Source organism: Corynebacterium sp. KPL4015 (assembly GCF_040225725.1).
Classification (GTDB): Bacteria; Actinomycetota; Actinomycetes; order Mycobacteriales; family Mycobacteriaceae; genus Corynebacterium; species Corynebacterium rhinophilum.
Map to the genome: position 1 here is coordinate 1 of NZ_JBEHGF010000018.1, position 15,088 is coordinate 15,088.

At 63.5% G+C, this 15,088-nt stretch carries 11 protein-coding genes and 1 pseudogene; 8 read left to right on the top strand and 4 right to left on the bottom strand.

All coding sequences use genetic code 11. The features are described from left to right. The first annotated feature begins 80 nt into the window (after positions 1-80). Positions 81-392 carry an aspartate-alanine antiporter-like transporter gene (locus ABRP64_RS07730; RefSeq protein ID WP_349866025.1) on the top strand — a complete coding sequence of 104 codons (312 nt, stop codon included), beginning with the start codon at positions 81-83 and terminating at the stop codon, positions 390-392. 16 nt (positions 393-408) lie between these two features. Here ABRP64_RS07730 and ABRP64_RS07735 read toward each other — a convergent pair whose 3' ends face one another. Beyond that, a complete protein-coding gene (locus ABRP64_RS07735; RefSeq protein WP_349866027.1) occupies positions 409-2,043 on the bottom strand; it encodes a peptide chain release factor 3 in 1,635 nt (544 codons plus the stop codon). A gap of 24 nt (positions 2,044-2,067) precedes the next feature. Then, on the bottom strand, positions 2,068-2,904 hold the full coding sequence (locus ABRP64_RS07740; protein WP_296088434.1) for an SDR family NAD(P)-dependent oxidoreductase: 837 nt from the start codon (positions 2,902-2,904) through the stop codon (positions 2,068-2,070). Between the two features lie 117 nt (positions 2,905-3,021). Between ABRP64_RS07740 and ABRP64_RS07745 the strand changes: the two genes are divergently transcribed. Together ABRP64_RS07745 and ABRP64_RS07750 are read left to right on the top strand one after the other, a co-directional pair. Beyond that, positions 3,022-4,374, top strand: coding sequence for a TrkH family potassium uptake protein (locus tag ABRP64_RS07745; RefSeq protein ID WP_349866029.1), 1,353 nt, complete (start codon positions 3,022-3,024; stop codon positions 4,372-4,374). Continuing rightward, positions 4,367-5,059 (top strand): potassium channel family protein, encoded by a 693-nt coding sequence (locus ABRP64_RS07750; RefSeq protein WP_005279976.1) that lies wholly within the window; start codon positions 4,367-4,369, stop codon positions 5,057-5,059. Before ABRP64_RS07745 ends, ABRP64_RS07750 begins: the two co-directional genes overlap by 8 nt. Here the strand turns inward: ABRP64_RS07750 and pth are convergent. Then, positions 5,056-5,703 (bottom strand): aminoacyl-tRNA hydrolase, encoded by a 648-nt coding sequence (gene pth, locus ABRP64_RS07755; protein WP_502880522.1) that lies wholly within the window; start codon positions 5,701-5,703, stop codon positions 5,056-5,058. The genes ABRP64_RS07750 and pth overlap by 4 nt on opposite strands. A gap of 35 nt (positions 5,704-5,738) precedes the next feature. On the opposite strand from pth, the gene ABRP64_RS07760 reads away from it, so the two are divergent. Together ABRP64_RS07760 and ABRP64_RS07765 are read left to right on the top strand one after the other, a co-directional pair. Beyond that, complete coding sequence (locus tag ABRP64_RS07760; protein WP_349866031.1) at positions 5,739-6,734, top strand: nitronate monooxygenase; 996 nt, start codon at positions 5,739-5,741, stop codon at positions 6,732-6,734. A gap of 63 nt (positions 6,735-6,797) precedes the next feature. After that, positions 6,798-8,252 (top strand): glyceraldehyde-3-phosphate dehydrogenase, encoded by a 1,455-nt coding sequence (locus tag ABRP64_RS07765; protein WP_284771087.1) that lies wholly within the window; start codon positions 6,798-6,800, stop codon positions 8,250-8,252. Positions 8,253-8,580: 328 nt separating this feature from the next. Here ABRP64_RS07765 and ABRP64_RS07770 read toward each other — a convergent pair. Continuing rightward, positions 8,581-9,797, bottom strand: a pseudogene (locus ABRP64_RS07770) (IS110 family RNA-guided transposase). A gap of 340 nt (positions 9,798-10,137) precedes the next feature. On the opposite strand from ABRP64_RS07770, the gene ABRP64_RS07775 reads away from it, so the two are divergent. The 3 genes from ABRP64_RS07775 (at position 10,138) to ABRP64_RS07785 (ending at position 15,080) form a co-directional block, all read left to right on the top strand. Beyond that, positions 10,138-10,779, top strand: a complete 642-nt coding sequence (locus ABRP64_RS07775) for an ECF transporter S component (protein ID WP_070732999.1) — start codon at positions 10,138-10,140, stop codon at positions 10,777-10,779. Positions 10,780-10,886: 107 nt separating this feature from the next. After that, positions 10,887-13,133 (top strand): ATP-binding cassette domain-containing protein, encoded by a 2,247-nt coding sequence (locus ABRP64_RS11700; protein WP_284854085.1) that lies wholly within the window; start codon positions 10,887-10,889, stop codon positions 13,131-13,133. A gap of 174 nt (positions 13,134-13,307) precedes the next feature. Continuing rightward, complete coding sequence (locus ABRP64_RS07785; RefSeq protein ID WP_284854086.1) at positions 13,308-15,080, top strand: AMP-binding protein; 1,773 nt, start codon at positions 13,308-13,310, stop codon at positions 15,078-15,080. The last annotated feature ends 8 nt before the right edge of the window (positions 15,081-15,088 follow it).

The window sequence follows — 15,088 nt, forward strand, 5'->3', positions numbered from 1 at the left end:
TTCGTACTCTCAAAGAAAACTACTCCCCACTAGTCGGTAACTGATTTCTCAGTCCAACTAATGGGGAGCAGTTCATCTTCTTGGCTTCGGTGGGCTTGTCCTCCGGCGAGGCCTTTGTCTCCACCGCCTTTTCCTGGATGGGTCTGAAATCCATGGTGCTGGCTGCGATCATCGCCGTTATTATCATCGGGATTTTCGCGGTGGCCAGCCGTTTTATGGGGCAATCCGAAACCCGCACCTCAGGCGGCATTTCCGGGCTTTTTGGCCAGCCCGCGGTGGTCAATTACGCCACGGGTGCCAGCTCGGATTCGCGCATCCTTACCGGCTATACCTCCACCATCGTGGTGGCGCAGTTCATGAAGATCGTGGTCATCCCGGTCATGCTGCTCTGACGGGGCAGCCGCTCTATTAATCCGCGACCAAGGTCTCCATGGTCAGCTCTGGGTGTTCCTTTTCAATGAAGGCGAGCTTCCACTTATCGCCAAATAGGGCGATGAGCTCGCCGTCTTGGCGGGTGAAGATCTCCACGCCGCGCTGGCGGCCGAGTTCCGGTGCGGATTCGGCATCGGTGCGCCGCGCCACGGAGTAGGGGATGGGCTCGGTGACGGTTTCGACGTTGTATTCGAATTCCATGCGGGCCTGCATGACCTCGAACTGCATGGGGCCGACCGCCGCCATGACCGGGGAAGCATCACCGCGCGCATCGTTGCGCAGGACCTGCACTACGCCTTCGGCCGAGAGCTGTTCCAAGCCCTTGCGGAAGGCCTTGTACTTGCCCAGCGATTTCGCGCGCAAGATGCGGAAGGCCTCCGGGGCGAATTGGGGCATGGGCTTGAACTGCACCTTTTTGCCGGAATAGATGGTGTCACCGGGTGCTAGCGAGCCCGCGTTGACGAGGCCCACGATATCGCCTGGGTAAGCGGTATCCACGGTATCGCGGGTGCGGCCAAAGACCGTCAGCGCATACTTGGTGGAAAAACTGCGGCCGGATTGGGCGTGGTTGACCTGCATTCCGCGCTCGAATTCGCCGGAGACCACGCGCATAAACGCCAAGTTGTCGCGGTGTTTTTGGTCCATGCCCGCCTGCACCTTGAAGACGACGCCGGAGAAGTCATCGGCTACCTCGCGGACCTCATCGATAGCGCTGGTGGCTGCCTCCACGGCCTTGGGATCGGATTCGCGGGAATGCGGCGCTGGGGCGATGGCACACAAGGTATCCAGGATCTGGTGGACACCGAAGTTCAGCATTGCCGAGGCGAAGATGAGCGGGGAGGTCACGCACTGCTCAAAAAGTTCTTGATCGTGCAGGGCGCCATCGGCAGCAAGCAGCTCGGCTTCCTCTACCGCGGTTTCCCACACATCCTCTTCCTTTTCTTCAGCGGCCGCAGGATTGTAGTGCTCTTCCGGCGCGATGGTGGAACCACCGGCGGTGCGGATGAAGTGGATGTAGTTATCGGCCTCGCCGTCATCATTGATGTGGGCCAGGCCGCGGAAATCGCCCGCGATGCCCACCGGCCAGTACAGCGGGGTGGGCTGCAACTGGATTTCGTTTACGATTTCATCAACGAGCTCGAGTGGCTCGCGGCCCACGCGGTCCCACTTGTTGATCACTGTGACGATGGGCAGCCCGCGCGCCTTACAAACGCGGAAGAGCTTGAGGGTTTGTGGCTCGAGGCCCTTGGCGGCATCGATAAGCATCACTGCGGCATCTACCGCGGTGAGCACGCGGTAGGTATCCTCCGAAAAGTCCGCGTGACCTGGGGTATCAACCAGGTTGATCATATAAGGCTCGCCCTCGTGTCCCTCCGGGGCGTATTCAAACTGCAGCGCGGACGAGGCGACGGAGATGCCGCGGTTTTTCTCCATGTCCATCCAGTCAGACACGGTGGACTTGCGGTTGCCCTTGCCGTGGACCGCGCCGGCCTCATTAATCACGTGCGCATGCAGCGCCAGCGCCTCCGTCAGCGTGGACTTACCGGCATCCGGGTGGGCGATAACGGCGAACGTGCGGCGGCGCGAGGCCTCAAAAGCGACAGAACTCATGCGCCATAGTCTAGTGGTTTCCCGCTACCACTCCACATTGAGGCGGCGGCCCAGATCCTCAAAGACGCGGTGTGCCACAGAGGTATTCTTCGCAATCGGGCGCTGCACGCCCAGCGTGCGTTTATTATTGTAGTATTCCCCGGACTGAAAATGGATGCCCTCGGTGCCGGTGAGGAAGTAGGCCAAGTTCTCGCCGCCGGCCTCTGCGGTGCCAAAGGCCTTGCCGATGACCCCGGAGTACAACTTGCCGGTCAGCCCCTTAGAGGACTTGCCAAACTCGGTGGCTAAAACGCCTGGGTGAAAGGACACCGCGTTGATGCCGTGGGCATCGATAAAGCGGGCGAGCAAGATATCCGCTAGCTTGGCATTGCCGTATGCGCGCTCTGGGCTGAAATGCTCCAGCGTATTGGGATCCGCCGGATCGAAATTTGAGATCAGCATATTGGCCAACGACGCCGTATTGACCACGGTGGCGCTACTATCGCGCAGCTTTTCTTGCAACAGAGATGTCAAAAGGAAAGGTGCGACGACATTGACCTGCCACGTGCGCTCGAACCCATCAGCGGTCATGGTAGGGCCATCGAAGATGCCGCCGGCATTATTGCCCAAGGCATCGATGCGCTCTAGTTGTTGCAGGTCATCAGCCAGTTGGCGGACCTCAGCAAGCGATTCGAAATCGGCGAGGAAATACTGCCCGTCCACTTCCTGTGCAACGGCCTTGGTCTTGTCCGGATTGCGGCCGATGATGACGAGGTTATCCTGCGGGCGGGTGCGGTGAATCTGCCGGGCGGCTGCGGCACCAATGCCTGACGATGCCCCGGTGATCACGATGGTCCTAGCAGCGGAGTACGGCGAAGTCATAGGCTAGATTCTAGCTATGGACGCGACATCCGTCCGCGACATTCGTTCGTGATATTTGTCCGCGGCGTCGCGCCGCACAGTTCCGCGTGGGGCTGGACAGGTCTATACTTCCGGCTTGTGAAGCGCCTGCTTTTTCTGCGGCAATGGGGACCAGCGCGGCTAACCGCCACCGGGTTTCTACTGCTCATCCTGATAGGAACGGTTTTGTTATTGCTGCCGTTCGCCGAGGCGGGAGATTCCCGCGCCTCGTTTTTATCCGCCCTCTTTACCGCGACCTCCGCGGTCTCGTTGACCGGGCTGGTCGTGGTTGATACCGGCAGTTTCTGGAGTCCAGCCGGGCAAGTGGTCATCTTGGCCCTTATCCAACTGGGCGGTTTGGGGATTATGTCGCTGGCCTCGCTATCCGGCCTGCTTTTAACCGGCCGGATTAGCTTTAAGGCGCGCAAGACCGGCGCCTATGAAAGCCGGCCCATCCTCGCCGGTGGCATCCGCCGCACCCTGATTTTTACCTTCGCCTTTACCGCGGTGGTAGAAAGCATTATCGCTGTGGCGGTCACCGCGCGCCTGATGGTGGGCTACGGGCATTCCTTCCCGCGGGCGTTATGGGAGGGCATCTTTCATGCCATTTCGGCGTTCAATAACGCTGGGTTTAGCACCAATAGCGATAACCTCGTGCCGTTTGTGGGCGATGCCTGGATACTAATGCCGCTGGCCGGAGCGGTCATTGGCGGCGGGCTGGGTTTTCCAGTCTGGGCGGAATTGATGCGCCACCTGCGGCGCGGGTCGGAGGCGATGCGTCGCATCTCTATTACCGCGCGGATGACGCTGGCGGCAACCGGCGTGCTCATTGTGGCCGGCACGATATTTTTTGCCTTGACGGAGTGGAATGGCGTACTGGCACCGATGGCGTGGGGCGACAAGCTCCTCAACTCGTTCTTTACCAGCGTATCCCCGCGCACGGCCGGTTTTAATACCTTTGACTACGGCGAGGTCCACCCGGTGACGCTCATGGGCACCGATATCTTGATGTTTATCGGCGGCGGCTCGGCCGGTACCGCCGGCGGCATCAAGGTCACCACCGCGTGCGTACTATTGGCCGCCATGGCCGCTGAGTTCTTGGGCAAGGAAAAGACCTCCATCTACCACCGCAGCCTTCCCCATAGTGTGACCCGACAGGCGCTAGCATTGAGCTTTGCTGGCGTGCTGGTGGTGACCCTGGGCGTGGCGGCACTGCGCTTTTTCGACCCGCAATTTAGCGGTGATCAGGTCTCCTTTGAGGTCATGTCCGCCTTTGCCACCGTGGGCCTATCCACCGGGATTACCGCCAGCTTGTCCGCACCCTCACAAATCGTGCTGTGTTTCATCATGTACCTGGGCCGCGTTGGTCCAACCACCCTGGTAGCAGCGTTGGCGGCCAAGAACCTCAGTCGCCGCTATAGCTACCCCGAAGAAAGGCCCTTCATTGGCTAGCATTTTTAAGGCGTTGGGCCACTCCCGCGCCACCCTCGACATTGCCCCTGTCGTCGTCATTGGCTTGGGGCGGTTTGGTTGCTCCCTGGCTAGCGAGCTCATGGGCCATGGGGTAGAGGTCCTTGGAATCGACTCCGATGAAAAGATCGTGCGCGAACGAGCGCCGCACTTAACCGAGGCCATTTCGGCCGATACCACCGATCCGGCGGCGCTGCGCCAGCTGGGCATCGACGAGGTGGAGCGGGTCATCGTGGGCATCGGCTCGCACCTGGAGGCGTCCATCCTCACTGTCTCCAACCTGGTGGAGCTGGGGGTCAAAGATATTTGGGCCAAGGCTAATTCGGAGGCCCACGAACGCATCCTGCGCCAGATTGGCGCCCACCACGTCATCCGCCCCGAGCGCGATACCGGCCGTCGCGTAGCCTACCTCTTGGGCGGGCGCTTCCGCGACTTTGCTGAGATCGCCCCGTACTACGGCGTGACCCAGATGGCCGCGCCCTCCTCGGTCACGGGCCGCCCGCTCGATTTGGGCGAGGTTTGGCGCACCCACCACGTGCAGTTGGTGTCGGTCTGCCAGGCGGAGGGTGCTTGGGCCCCGCTTGCCGATGCCACCCAGCTCGCCCCCACCGACTTCATCGTCGCCGCCGGCAGCCCACAGGCGCTGGAGAAATTTTCCCAGTCCTAGCGCGAATGAATGCGGTTTTGCGCTTGTACGAGCCCGTGCGTGGCGATGAGCCGGGCGGCTTCGGCGGCGGACGCAATGGCGGTATCGAAGCCGGGGCCGGCATCGACAGGCGCTAAGACATAATCCGGAATCGACGAACCCTTCGGCGGGCGCGCAATGCCAATGCGCACGCGCACATAATCCCGCGTGCCCAGGTTGTGCGTCAGCGATTTCAGCCCGTTGTGCCCATTTTCATTGCCGCCTTGCTTTAGTCGAATTTTATTGGCAGGCAGATCTAGTTCATCGTGAATGACGATGATGTGGTCCGCCGCAATTCCCAAAGCTTGCGCCAGCGGGGCAATCGGATCACCGGAGAGATTCATAAACGTTGTCGTGCGCACCGCCAGGACGCGGGTATCGCCCCAGCGCAGCGGGGCTACCTCGAGGTCCATCCCGCGCACCGGCTCGAGCACGTCGCCGCCTTGGGCCAGCACATCGTCCACGGCCATGTATCCCACGTTATGGCGCGTGGCGGCGTATTTCGCCCCGGGGTTGCCCAGGCCAATGATGAGCCAGTCTGCTTCTAACTCGGCCGGACCCTGCCCCTGCTGCGCTTGCGGGGGCCCGCCGAAAAACCGGGCAATAAAATCTTTCAAAGCTGCCACGAATGCGCCTTTCTAGCTCGGTACAGTAGTTTCCTATGAGCCAGGTTATTCAATCTTTGCGCCGAACCGTAATACCAGCGCCCATGGCGGGCGGGCCTACCACCGTGGATCTGGTGCGCGCTGCGCATCAGGCCGGCTCCTTTGGCACCTTGGGGCTTGGGTCTGCCAGCGTGGATTCTGCCCGCAGCCAGATTGATGCCTGCGCCGGCATCCCCTTTGGGGTGAACCTGTTTTGCCCGCAGGATCCGTTAACTCCTGAGCAGTTGGCCGCCGCCGCGGAACTGGCCGCGGCCGAAGATGCCTCGCTACCGGATCCCGATTATTCCTTTGGCTTCCACGACAAGCTCGAGCTGGCGCTGCAGGGCGGCGCGCGCGTCGTGTGGTCCATGTTCGGCACCTTTGACTCTGAGCAGCTTGCCCGCATCCACGCCGCGGGTGCCGAGGCTTGGACCACCGTCACCACGCCAGGCGAGGCCCGCGCCGCCGCCAAGCTGGGAGTGGATGCGCTGTGCGTACAGGGCCCTTATGCCGGCGGGCACCGCGGCACGTGGGACCGCACCGCGCTTCCAGACGATCGACCCCTGCCAGATCTCATCGCCGCAGTCCACGAAGCCGTCCACGCCGTCGCACCGAGCATCCCGCTGATTGCCGCAGGTGGGCTGCGCACGGCAGTAGAGGCAACCCAGGTATTAAGCCTGCCCGGCGTGGCCGCCGCATCGTGCGGCTCTGCCTTCTTGCTGAGTAAAGAAGCCGGAACCAGTGACTACAACCGTAAGCTTCTCCGGCGCGGCGGGGCCACCGTATCCACCCGCGCCTTTTCCGGACGCCATGCCCGCGGCCTGGAGACTGACTACACCCGCACTCACCCCGATTTACCCCCGGTATATCCCATGCTTAATTCCGTGCTCAAGGAACGCCGAGCGCAGCACGATGACGCCGTAGCCTACTGCCTCGTAGGTGAGCCGGCTGCCAAAATCCGCGGGGGTAGTGTCGCAGACATTCTGGACTCCCTATGCCAAAACAAACACTAAGACACGCTAAAATTTGGGGCGAAGATTTCTAGCCACCCCCGAAATAGAAATGGATGGAGCCTCGTGACTGCGAACGCACATATTGGACATGATGACTGGAACGAGCGCCTCGAATTGGCGCAACAGATGATTCCCCTCATCCACCAACTGCACCGCAATAACAACGTCGTCGCCACCATCTTCGGCCGCCCGCTGGTTGGGCAGACCGATATCGACATCATCAAGTCCCACCGCTACGGACGCCGCATTGCCCAGCGCCAGCTCTCCACGGCAGAAACCCTGCCCATCCTGTCCGAACTTGCGGATATGAACCTAAGCTCCGCATCCATCGACGTCGGACGCCTCCTACTGGGCTTTGAAGAGTCGGGCGAAGATGACCTGCGCCGCTACCTCGAAGATGAACTCACGGAAATCGTCGGTGCCGGCGAAGACATCGACCCAACCGATGTCGTGCTCTACGGCTTTGGCCGCATCGGCCGCCTCCTTGCCCGCATCCTCGTCGCCCGCGAAGCCGCTTACGGCGGCGTGCGCCTGCGCGCGATCGTGGTGCGCAATAAGGGCGAAGGGGACATCATCAAGCGCGCCAGCCTCCTGCGCCGCGATTCCGTCCACGGTGCCTTCAACGGCACCATCAGCGTGGATGAGGAAGAACAGGTTATCTGGGCCAATGGTACGAAGATCCAGATGATCTACGCCAACGACCCAGCCACGATCGATTACACCGAATACGGCATCAACAACGCCGTGCTGGTAGATAACACCGGTGTTTGGCGCGATAAGGAAGGCCTGTCCCAGCACCTTAAGGCCAAGGGAGTGGCCCGCGTGCTGCTGACCGCACCGGGCAAGGGAGATATTAAAAACATCGTCTTTGGCATCAATGATTCCGCCATTACCGATGACGATAAGATCCTCTCCGCCGCATCGTGCACCACCAACGGCATCACCCCGGTGCTCAAGGTCATCAATGACCGCTACGGCGTGGCGCACGGCCACGTGGAAACCGCGCACTCGTTTACCAATGACCAAAACCTCATTGATAACTACCACAAGGGCGAGCGCCGCGGCCGCGCCGCTGGCCTGAACATGGTGCTTGCCGCCACCGGTGCTGCCAAGGCCGTGGCCAAGGCCCTGCCTGAGTTCGAAGGCAAGCTGACCGGTAACGCCATCCGCGTTCCCACCCCGGACGTGTCCATGGCGGTGCTTAACCTGGAGCTGGAGCAAGAAGTCGACCGTGATGAGGTCAATGACTTCCTGCGCAATGTCTCCCTGCATTCGGATCTGCGCCAGCAGATTTCCTACATTGCCTCCCCAGAGGTCGTCTCTAGTGACTTCGTGGGCAATACCAATGCCGGCATCGTTGATGGCATCGCCACCATTGCCTCCGGCAAGCACTTGGTGCTCTACGTCTGGTACGACAACGAGTTCGGTTACTCCAACCAGGTCGTTCGCATCGCTGAGGAGATTGCCGGTGCTCGCCCGCGTGTTTACCCGAAGCGCAAGCACATCGACGAGCTCTAAGTCGGCGGTCCTGGGCTTGAGCTGTTGAACCCTCGAACGCCCTCTTCCCCCTCCTAAATCACGGGGGTGAGGCGATGGGGAGGGCAGGGGAGGGGGACGGAGCTTTCGGTGCGGGAGGCCGCTATCGCCTACCGCTGGTGGACCTGGTTCTGCGCGGCCCCGGGCGCTGTTGGGCCGAGGGGTCGGCCGCCACTCGGTCCCGATTCGCGTGGGGGTCCCTATGTGGATTGTCAATAGTCAGGCGAGACTTTCACGTACATCGTATGGGGGTAGCCATGACTGATCGCCGGGCCGCATCGTGCGGGCCGGCGGTGATCAGCGCAGCGGCCTACGCAGCCGTGGCGATGGTTCTAGCAGGGATTTCTCGGAAGAACTCACACCGAGTCAACAGGGCATAGATGACGTTGCAGCGGCTCCGGGCAAGCCACATCACCGCGGCATTGTGTTTCTGTCCTTCAGCCCGTTTACGCAGGTAGTAGTCGCGCGATGCGGGATGGCAGTTCGACGCGATCCACGCCGATCGAAACATCGCGTTTTTCAACTGTTTATTGTCGGCCTTGGTGGGAAACTCGCCGCGGGCCGACGTACCCGACTGCCGGGTGGTCGGCGCGATGCCGGCGTAAGCGGCCAAGTGCGCGGCGTCGGCGAAGTCCTGGCAATCGCCGATGGACAACAAGATGCTAGAGGCGGTCTCGATGCCTACGCCGGGCATCGACATCAAGACCTGGGTAAGAGAGAACGATTCGAGCATCTCCTCGACTTGTCCGGCGATCGTGTCGCGCTGTGCTAGAAGCGCTTTGATGTTCGCCGCCAGCTGGGGAATGACCAATTCTGCTGCCGCAGTGCCGGGTACCGTGACAGTTTGCTCGGCAAGGGCGGCGAAAATTGCGTCAACCAGGGAAGCAGGATCCTTCTTGGCGCGGTTGCGCATCCACTTCAGGACCCGGCCTCGACCTGCGGCGGCCAGTTTTGTCGGACCTTCGTAGTGGATGAGCGAGTCCAGCACCAGCGTGCGCGAGAGAATCTCGCCTGCAAAGACGCGCTCGAGTGCGGGGTGAATCTGTGTGAGCACGCTGCGAAGGCGGTTTTTCGTTCGGGTGGCGTCTTTGGCGATGTCATCGTGGAATCCGGCGAGCATCTTCAGCGCTGCTAGTGTCTCGTCGTCGCGGTCGACTGCCCGCAGTGTGTGCGGCATGGTGCGGGCGGTGTCGGCGATGATGAATGCATTCCGGCGGCGGTTTTTGATCGTCCAGGGTAGAGATCGGCTGCTTTTCGCATGGCTAGGTCGGGGAGGTCTCCGACCGTGCAACCGCAGTCGCGGGCCACGGCGATGGGCAGGGCGCCGATCGTGTTGGGTTGATCGATGACCATGAGAACGCTGCCGTGGGCTTGCATGGACGCGAAGATTTCGCGCCGTGCGGCTTCGTCTTGGGGCAGTGGTTTGTCGTAAATTCTCTCGCCGGTGTTGGTCAGCGCGCAGGCATGGTGGCCGGTTTTGCCGACGTCGAGGCCGATGATGATTTCGGGTGTTGTGGACGGTTCCATGGTGGTGTCCTTCTGTTGCGGCTGGTCGCCGGTGTCTTGGACATCCGTTGCAGGCACCCACGTTACGACGAGACCTCTGTTTGGTCCGTGTCCCTATTAGCTGTCAGCGGTTGTCCCCGGTGTCCGGTGGCAACACCCCCGGATTATGGAAATGTTCACGCAGATAAGCCATACCGGGCCCGGTGACCGCGCCCCGTGAGGGGCACCATCACGGTAACGGGGGTGAGGGGGTAAGGTCAGTAAATTGAGCCTTGCGTAATGCGATAAGCATTGCCTAACCTAATACTGGTTCAGGTGGTGTTCCCGATCGGGAATCGGCAACGGAAGCGAGGCGGCGACGATGAACGGAAAACGTGGATCGACCGGAGAACCCCTCTCCGGAGGGGGAGCCGGGGACGCGGTGGCGTCGCAGACGGATGACGGGCGGTTGGTGCACGTCGCACCGGTCGCAGCGGGTGGCCGACCATCCACCCGCGACATGCTCGTCGCCGCCGCGATTGGCGTCGCGGGGTCTCTCATCATCGTGCCCCTGACTTACCTGCAGGTGTTTGCCGGCATCGCCCACGTTTATCTCGTCGCGGCGACGCTCGGGTTGTGGTTCCTGCAGTGCGTTGTTCCCCTCATCGTCGTCCGCAAGCCTGGCGCGAGCCTCATCGCATGCCTTGCCATGGGCGTCGTGTCCGCGGCGACCACCCCATTCGGCGTCGCCGCAATCGGGGCGCTGATTGTGGAAGGATTGCTCATCGAGCTTCCGTTCATGGTCACCCTGTACCGGCGGTGGACGCGTCCCCAGTTCGTGGCATCGGCGATGTTGTTTTCCGCGCTGATGGGAACGATGGCCCCGCGCGCAGTCGGCGTCGACTCGCTGACCACGCCCATGGCCCTGATCAGCTTCGCCGTAGCCTTGGCATCGAGCCTGGTGTTTTTGGTCCTGGGCTTTGCCGTCGCAAAGGGGCTTCGCAGCCGCGGGGTCACCCGGTGACCGCCGGAGCACCCGCGTGCGCCGGTGCGACACGCGGGACGGCCCCGGCCCGGTTACGGGTTAGTGGCGCGGGCGTGCGGCATGCCGATGGGCGATGGGCACCCGACATGGTGGATCTCTCCTTCGATTTCGGCACGATCAACGCCATCACGGGACCCGTGGGATGCGGAAAGACGAGCCTGGCCCACCTTATCGCTGGACTGATCCCCTCGCACATCCCCATCGACCATGCCGGATTCGTGCACATCGTCGATGCCGACGGCACCGAACGCCCCGTGGACGGGGACCGGGTCACCTTCGTCGGGCAAGACCCGGCGACGCAGGTGCTCACGCTCCGAGTCGTCGATGACGTGTCCATGGCCCTCGAGTTTTCCCTCGTGGAAGCCGGCATCGTCGCCAAGCGATCAGCCGAGGCCCTATCGGAGCTCGGGCTGTCAGAGCTCGCGGAGAAGGATCCGTGGGCTTTGTCGGGTGGGCAACGCCAGCGGATGGCCATCGCCGGTGCGGTGGCCAGGGCGCCGGAGGTCATGATCTTCGACGAGCCCGCGGCCCACGTCGACGAGGACGGTCGCCGGTCGCTGTTCGCCGCCATCCGTGATTTGCGGGCCCCGGGTCGCGTCATCCTGCTCATCGAGCACGACCTCCGCCCGTTCGACGGGTGGGTCGACACGGTGACAATCCTCGATGCGGACGGGAGCGTCGCCGCGCACGGAGCGCCGGAGGGCATCGCGGTGAAGGGCATTGCGACGTCGGCCGCGACCGCCGGAGCGCCGGACGCCAGTACGCCGGGCACGGGGGCACCGGACCGTCTCAGTCCGGACCGGCGGCGAAGGCCCCGGGGAGCCGGGGATGGCGCCGATCCGGAATCGGAGGCGGACGCCGTTCCACTGCTGGCCTTGACCGGAGCCCATGTGGCCCGGGGCAGGGAGCGGATCCTGAACGGGGCCGATCTGACACTGGAACGGGGCGAGATCCATGCCCTGGTCGGCACCAACGGAGCCGGTAAGTCCACCTTGCTGGCGGTGCTGTCGGGCCAGATGAAGGCGGGAGCGGACCTCCGGATCGACGGCGAGCCAGCCCGGCGCGCCCCCGACGCCTTCGCGTCGTGGGCGTTCCAGAACCCCGAGCACCAGTTCACCCGCGCGACCGTCGCCGCGGAAATCGACTCCGCGCTGGCCGGCACGGACCCGCACGGGCCACTCGGCGCCGATGAGCTGCGGAAACTGCGGGAAGCCCTGTGCCCCCGGGCACTTGACCCCGTCTCGCCGTTCGTCCTGTCGGGCGGACAGAAAAGACGGTTGGGCATCTTCCTGGCGGTGGCGGCCAATCGCCGTTTGCTGCTTCTCGACGAGCCGTTGGCGCACCTGGATTCGCCGAGCTCGCGCATCGTGCTGGATGCGCTGGCGGAATACGCCGGGGCCGGCGGAACCGTTGTGTTCACGTGCCACGACCGCCGTGTCGCGCGAACGTGGGCGGATCGGGCGAGCATCGTCGCCGAAGGGAAGGTCGCCTGGTCCGGTCCCGCGACCGACGTGCCGGCTGCCCCGGAGTCGTCCCGGCGGGATCGCGCACTGCCCGCGGCCGGCGCACGGACGTCCGGGGACGAAAGCCCCTGGACCGGTGAATCCGACGCTCGGAGGCGCGCGGGGTTGAACGCAATCACGATCGTCGCGGCGGTGATGCTCGTCCTCGTCGCCGGGCTGCTCTCCGGCGGAGACGCCGTTCTCGCGCTGACGGGGGTTGCGTTCCTCGCACTCGCTGCGATCGCGGAACGCGACGTTCGGGCGACGGCGGGGAAGGTCCTCCTCGTCCTGTTGATCGGGGTGTTCTTCGGCCTGCTCGGGTGGCGCTCCGAGTTCTACGGCGGTGGGGATCCGGCGGAGGCCGTCCGCCACGGCATCCATCACGGACTGCTGCTGACGGCCGTGTTCGCGGGGACGGTCCTGGTCTCCGCGTGCATGCGCGTCGAGGAGCTTTTCGACGCCATGGTGCAACGCCTCCGGGTTCCCTACACATGGTGCACCATAGCGATTTCCGGGGTGAGCATCGCGGCGTTCCTGCGCAGCGAAATCCCCCATCTGACATGGGCGATTAGATTGCGCTCGATGCGACCGGGGCAGTCTTTCCGCTCCGGCTTCATTCGCGCGACGACGCCCGCGTGCATCGCCTTTCCCTTGTTCGTCAGCGCCGTGCGCTGCGCCGAAAAGCTGTCCCTGACCCTGGCGATGCGCAACTTCGGCCGTCATCCGCGGCGCACCTTCCGCACCGATCACCCCTGGCGAGTGCGTGACGGGTTCGCGGCCGCAGCGTCCGCCGCGGCCTTCGTCGCCGCCCTGGTGTCCGCAGTGACTTGACGGGCACCCGGAACCGGCGGGTCCCGGGCCCGCGAGCGTTTCCGAGCTTGTGCGGAGACGCGCCCCACCCAGTTGCTTCACCCTTTCAACCCTTCAGACACATCCTCCGGGTCACGCCATGCGGGCCCGGTCCGCCCGGCACCGGCATGGCGCCGACAACCGAAAGAGGTACCAATGAACACGATCCGGACCATCAGCGACGTGCTTCGGGACAAGGCCGATGAGACGAAAAAGGGGATCACCTTCGTCGAGAATCGGCGGGACGTCTTCGTCCCGTATGGCCGGGTCCACGCGGAGGCGGTGGCGGCTGCGACTCGGTTGGCTGAAGCCGGCATCGGCCCCGGCGATCGCGTGATCTTCCAAGTTTCGGAGAACCGCGGGCTCATCCGGGCGTTCTGGGGCTGCGTCTACGCCGGCGCGGTTCCGGCGCTTGCGCCGCCGGTGTCGGGCCCGGTTGACGTCGACAGGGTGCGGACGCTCTCGGACATGATGCCCGGGGCCCCGATCCTGGTCGACGAACGCAGTCACACGCTGCTCACCGGCGCAAACGGTGCCGTGGTCGTGGGCGAGGACCGGCTGCTCGACGTGTCCATCGTCAATGACGCTGCCGCGGAACCGGGTGCGGCGATGCCGGGTGATGCTGAATCGAACTTCTCTCAGGCGGGGGACGTGGATTCCGGGGATGGCGCCGGGGCGGTCCCCGCGTTCCCGGTGCGAGGTGGGACGGCCGGCGAAGCCCTCATCCAGTTTTCGTCCGGCTCCACGGGATCGCCAAAGGGCGTCATCGTAACCAACGAGTCCGTGCTGAACGGTCTGCGCGCGACGATCCCACGCCACGCGCACCGGTACGAGAACAAGATGCTCACGTGGCTGCCTTTGACCCACAACCTTTCGCTGATCGGTTTCCACGTCTACGCCCTTTTTCGTGGGTACGACCAGGTGTTGCTGCCGGTTTCCGAGGTGGTCGCCGATCCCCCGAGGTGGTTCGAGGCCGTGACCAGGCACCGGCCGACGGTGACAGTGTGCCCGAACTTCGCGTTCAAGCATTTCCTGCGCCATCTCGAGCGCCGGCCCCTCGGGGATGACCACGGTTACGACTTCTCCAACGTTCAGAAGCTGATGAGCGGTTCTGAACCCATCGACGCTCCATTGGCCCGGAAGTTCCTCGCGGCGATGTCCGCCATGGGCCTCCGGGAGGATGCCCTGACCTCCGCCTACGGAATGTCCGAAGCTTGCCTCCTGGTTACGACCCGGGACATCTACTCGGGTCTGTCCACGGTGCGACTTGACCGGACGGGCATCGCCACGGGGCAGCGTTTCGAGGACATCGAGAGCGAGTCCGGAGCTGAGTTCGTCGCCTTGGGCAAGGCCGTCCCGGGGATCTCGTTGACCATCCGCGATGACGGGGGCGGGGTCCTCGGCGACGGCACCGTCGGTGAAATCCACATCGCCGGCGCTCCGATGACCCGAGCCGCGATCACAGCAGAGGGGATCGTGGAGCACGAGCTCACCGATGACGGGGCGTTCGCAACGGGGGACATGGGCATTCTCCGCGACGGCGAGTTGTTCGTCCTCGGCCGGAAGAAGGACATCATCTTCGTCAACGGCCGGAACTACTATTCGGCTGATTTGGAAGCCGTGCTGGAGAATGCGCTTGACCGCGATGTTGCCGTTCTCGGCCGGAGCAACCCAGCCACGGGCGAAGAGGAGATCGCCGTGTTCTTGGCCAGGCGGACCCCGACCGATCGTAAGGCCGACGATGCGACCGGTGCCGGGCGATCGGACGGGGATGAACCTCCGATCTCTGAACAGGCGGTGGCCCGGTCCGCGACGACCGAACTGATGCGCGTCGCCGGGGTGCCCGTCTCCCGGGTTCTGTGGGTCGACGAGCTGCCCGTCGCGTCGAACGGCAAGAAGCTCCGCCGCAAGCTCGAGGCTTTGCTCTGAGGAGATGA